This is a genomic window from Microcoleus sp. PH2017_08_TRC_O_A (genome assembly GCF_020738665.1).
In the GTDB taxonomy this organism is placed as follows: Bacteria; Cyanobacteriota; Cyanobacteriia; order Cyanobacteriales; family Microcoleaceae; genus Microcoleus.
In genome coordinates this window covers 18,198-22,829 of record NZ_JAEQCE010000108.1, presented here as the reverse complement: position 1 = coordinate 22,829, position 4,632 = coordinate 18,198, and the positions used below count along the sequence as shown (strand labels likewise).

At 45.8% G+C, this 4,632-nt stretch carries 2 protein-coding genes (1 of these 2 cut by a window edge); one reads left to right on the top strand and one right to left on the bottom strand.

What is annotated here, in order from left to right; all coding sequences use genetic code 11:
* The first annotated feature begins 244 nt into the window (after window positions 1-244).
* Window positions 245-370, top strand: a complete 126-nt coding sequence (locus JGK22_RS28665) for a hypothetical protein (RefSeq protein ID WP_293193435.1) — start codon at window positions 245-247, stop codon at window positions 368-370.
* 252 nt (window positions 371-622) lie between these two features.
* On the opposite strand, the gene JGK22_RS28660 is transcribed toward JGK22_RS28665, so the two are convergent.
* A protein-coding gene (locus JGK22_RS28660) for an alpha-mannosidase (protein WP_293314266.1) crosses the window boundary here: on the bottom strand, window positions 623-4,632 show its 3' portion. Its footprint extends 853 nt past the window's final position; the window shows 4,010 of its 4,863 coding nt (coding positions 854-4,863); its start codon lies beyond the right edge, outside the window; it ends in the stop codon at window positions 623-625.

The following is a 4,632-nucleotide window of genomic DNA, read 5'->3' as shown; positions in this document are numbered from 1 at the left end:
CCCAAAATCCCTTTCTTGCCGTAAAAGAGCTGATGGATGGGTGAAAAAATCAACAATTCTACTCCTTGGGACACAGGGAGTCTGCCGGAAAAGATAAGTAATTATCTTGCTAGTTAGGACCACCTTCGGGTGAGTGAAACCTACGGAGGGAGGATAAGACCAGCTTAGAGATTGCTCGCGTCGAGGCTCTCCCGTTGAAAGAGGAAGCGCGCACTCTATTTGTTTACAATAATGAGTGTCGGGTATGTCACGTATCTATGATAACATTCAAATATCTACTGTTGGGACTGACTTACTTAGGTTTCGGCTGGGGATATTTGCCCTGGCTGCGGATGAACCGGGCGGCGATCGCAATTGTTGGGTCAGATGAGTGCCGTAGCTTTGGGGAGTAGGAGACCTCAAAACTGCTTGGCAGGCGATCGACACCTATCTGTAAACGATATCGCGCGAGGGATTCCCGCGCCCGTTAGCTAAAAGGCGATCGGCAATAGACAAGATTGCACTCATTTGCAAATTATCTTGAAAAATCATCTGCGTTTACCTGTGTTTATCTGCTTGACATCTGCGGTTCCTGTATAATTGAATGATTGATGCAAGAGGTCTAATATCTTAGGTTTTGAGATTATTCCTTCTTCCCTTCCCTCTCTTCCTTCGCGACAAGAGCGCTATCGTGGTTCGTTACAACAGCAAAACTAGCAATTTTCCAAGGTTCTATCTTAAAACTTTCCGATAGAGGCAACTTTTCAGACAAAATTGCAGGTCTTTCCAGCAAATCGACTGACTCTAAAATCTCCAATCCCAAATCGCCATCCAATGCTAACACAGCCTGTTTGCCCTCGGATTCGCAACACCGAAAAATCCAGACATTCGCATCATCTTCCGACTGTTTGAAAGCCATCAACACTAAATTTTCGGCGGACAAATCCAAGAACTTGCCAACGGGTGGCAGAGTCCGATCGCGATTTTCCGGCAACTGCGACAACACCTTTACTAACAGCGGCATATTCAACTCGCAGCCGCGCCGAACAGTGCCAGCATCTTGCCAATTTCCAGCGTGGGGATAGACGGCACAAGTAAATTGGGAAACTCCAACATCTGCTGCTTCATCCGGCCAAGTGGAACTTCTGAGCAAAGTCAGCCGAATTTGATTTGGTTGAATGTCGCAACCGTATTTACAATCGTTGAGCAAACTGACTCCAAAACCGTCATTGCTGATATCAGTCCAACGGAAAATCGGTACTTCCCATTTGGCTTTTTCTGCCGGTGTCTGCGGCTTGGTCGTGCGTGCGATCGCGCCGCCGGGAATTTCGCAAGTTGCAAAATCTGCTGCGACATTTAACCCGAAGGCTGTTTTGACTAAAACGTGAGTTTCTTGCCAATCTACGACTGTCTTGATTTTCAGCAGTGGCGAACCTGTTTCTACTATATAATCTTGGCGAAACTCGGATTTACCAATTTGCATAACTACGCGCAAACTCTGCCGTACTTCTCCCCGGTCTACCCAAGAAATCTGTTTGAGTATCGGGGCGGGTAATGGATGTTTTTGGTAATTCGGATCGATGTTCCAAGCATCCCAATATTGGCCGCTGTCTTGAAAGGCTTGCAGTTGATTGCCTCCGACTGCATTCAGGACTTCTCTATTGTTTGCTTTATCCCAAATGCTGGATAAATTACCAGTTTCTGCGTCTACTGTTGCCCGAATAAGCTCATTTTCTAAGACCGTTTCTGGGGCTGAAAAATGCGTTTCTTGACAAGGCGTGTTTTTTTGTGCTATACCGTATGTAAGTTTTGATAAATCTGTCTTTTTTTCGGTTGCTGAGCTTGCACGGGCATGATTTAGGGTTTGAGCGCCATGGCAAAGCCAAAAAACGCGGTAGCCGATCGCCGGAACACTCTGGGCCGAAAATAACAGTGTAGATTGGGATTGCGATGGGAGTCGATCGCCCTTAACAATCTGCGAAGTCAACCGCCCTCCCGATAAGTCGTAAATTTGCCAAGCTGCGTCGGGGGAATCGGGAAGAGTTACGGCGACAACTTCAGAGCGCGACCAATTGAGAGAATTGAAAACAAAAATCGGTTGAGCGTCCGACTGCGGAGGAGAAGGTAGAGAAATCTGAGCAGCGATCGCATCTAAGGATTGTAGCAGGATGTGGTGGCAAGAGCGATCGACCTCAGCAAAGGCTAGATTAGCATCAGTGTAGACCTGGGCGATCGCCGAACCGGGCAAAATATCGTGAAACTGGTTAAACAACACCTGTTTCCAAGCCAATTCTAACTCAACTTTCGGATAAACCGCACCAGTGCAGATTGTCGCGATCGAAGACAACAACTCCGCTTGATAGAGCAAATCTTCGCAGCGGCGATTTTGGCGTTTTTGGTCAGCGCGAGTCGTGTAACAACCCCGGTGGAATTCTAAGTAAAGTTCGTCTTTCCAAATCGGGAGATTGGGAGAGGGGGAGAGGGGAAGAGAGGGGGAATTTTTTAGTTGAGATTTCTCTTGGTGAATTTCGGTTGGGAAATCAAGGTATTTAGGTTCTGATTCCGAAAATTTACCGGAAAAATCACCTACTAAGCCGGACAAATTCTCGGTTGTTTTCCTAAGTTGCAAATTTTCCTCGTTTTCTACCGAATTCGTTTCACTTTCGGATGAACTTGTCGAATTTTCGAGTAATTTTCCCGATGCGACACCTGATAAAGTTTCGACAACTTCAGGAATTGGCAAACTTGCGGGAGTTTTTAGATTGGAGTTGAGGCTTTCGGGTAAATTTGCGGAATTTTCGACTAATTTTGGAGGTGCGACATCCGATAAAGTTTTCACAACCGTCTCAGCTTGCAAACTTGCGGGAGTTTCCTGAGTTGAAGTTGTACTTCCGGGTAAAGTTGCGGAATTTTCGACTAATTTGGGAGGTGCGACATCCGACAAAGTTTCGACAACTTCAGGAATTGGCAAACTTGCGGGAGTTTTTAGATTGGAGTTGAGGCTTTCGGGTAAATTTGCGGAATTTTCCGATGCGACACCTGATAAAGTTTCGACAACTTCAGGAATTGGCAAACTTGCGGGAGTTTTGAGATTGGAGTTAAGGCTTTCGGGTAAATTTGCGGAATTTTCGACTAATTTTGGAGGTGCGACATCCGATAAAGTTTTCACAACCGTCTCAGCTTGCAAACTTGCGGAATTTTCCTGACTTGAAGTTCGACTTCCGGGTAAAGTTGCGGAATTTTCGAGTAAATTTGGAGGTGCGACATCCGACAAAGTTTCGACGAATTCAGCAATTGGCAAACTTGTGGGAGTTTCCCGAGTTGAAGTTCGACTTGCGGATGAAGTTGTCGAATTTTCGAGCAAGTTTCCCGATGCGACATCCGACAAAGTTTCGACGACTTCAGCAATTGGTAAACTTGCGGGAGTTTCCTGAGTTGAAGTTCTACTTTCGGATGAAATTGTAGAATTTTCTAGCAAGTTTCCCGATGCGACATCCGACAAAGTTTCGACGACTTCAGCAATTGGTAAATTTTCCCGACTTGGCGACTGCGAAACATCAGATTGAGAATCAACCTCTGCAACTTCCGGCAAAAACTGACTCTCAATCAAAGACAAATAATCAACAGCCTTCGCAAACTCCAACCTTGGGAAAAAAGGCGACAACTTCCAGCGTTTCGCCACCTCTAGCATATCGCGAGTCGGGCCGCCGCCGTGGTCGCCAACTCCCGGCAACCAAAGAGCATCTTGCAAACCAGTTTTAATTTGCCAATCAAAAGCATGAGTTGCCATTTTTACAGATTCTACACTTTCGCCGATCGCGCCAGACATCATGCTAAATATTTTAGTACCATCCAACCCTTCCCACCAAAAAGCACCGTGGGGAAATTCCGTCGAATCATTCCAGCGCAACTTCTGCGTCACAAAATAGTCAACTCCACCTTGCCGCAAAATCTGAGGTAATTGCCATCCAAAGCCAAAAGTATCCGGTAGCCAAGCCACCCGCATCAACTCCCCAAACTTTTCTTTGGCATAACGCTGTCCGTAAAACACTTGCCGCACCATTGACTCAGCCGAAATCAAGTTTAAATCCGGTTCAACCCACATCCCACCGACAACTTCCCAACGTCCGACGGCCACCTGTTTTTGAATTGCAGTAAATAAGTCAGGGCGGTGCTCTTCCATCCAAGCATAAAGCGCTGGAGTTGAATGACAGAAAATCAAATCGGGAAACTCAGATTGCAATTTCAATACCGACTCAAAAGTTCGTTCCGCCGCTTCCCAAGTTTCCGGGACAGGCCACAGCCAAGCTAAGTCTAAATGAGCGTGACCAACCAAATAGATTTTACCTATATATATAGATGTATGGCAAGTTTCAAGTGAGTCAGTTCTGGATTGGGAATTGGGAATTGATAATGGGGAATTTGTAATTTGTAATTGGGAATTGGCTGGCGAGTGTATGACTTGATTGAGAAAAGCTATATCGCCAGTTTCACCTATATATATAGATGTGGAGTTCTGATTTTCTGAAACCTGAGAAAGTATCTGCCTACATCCTCCCTCTGCGCCCTCTGCGCCCTCTGCGGTTAAATCATCTAACTCTCCAGAAAAAGAAGGAATATCGGCAGTTTCACCTATATATATAGATGTGGAGT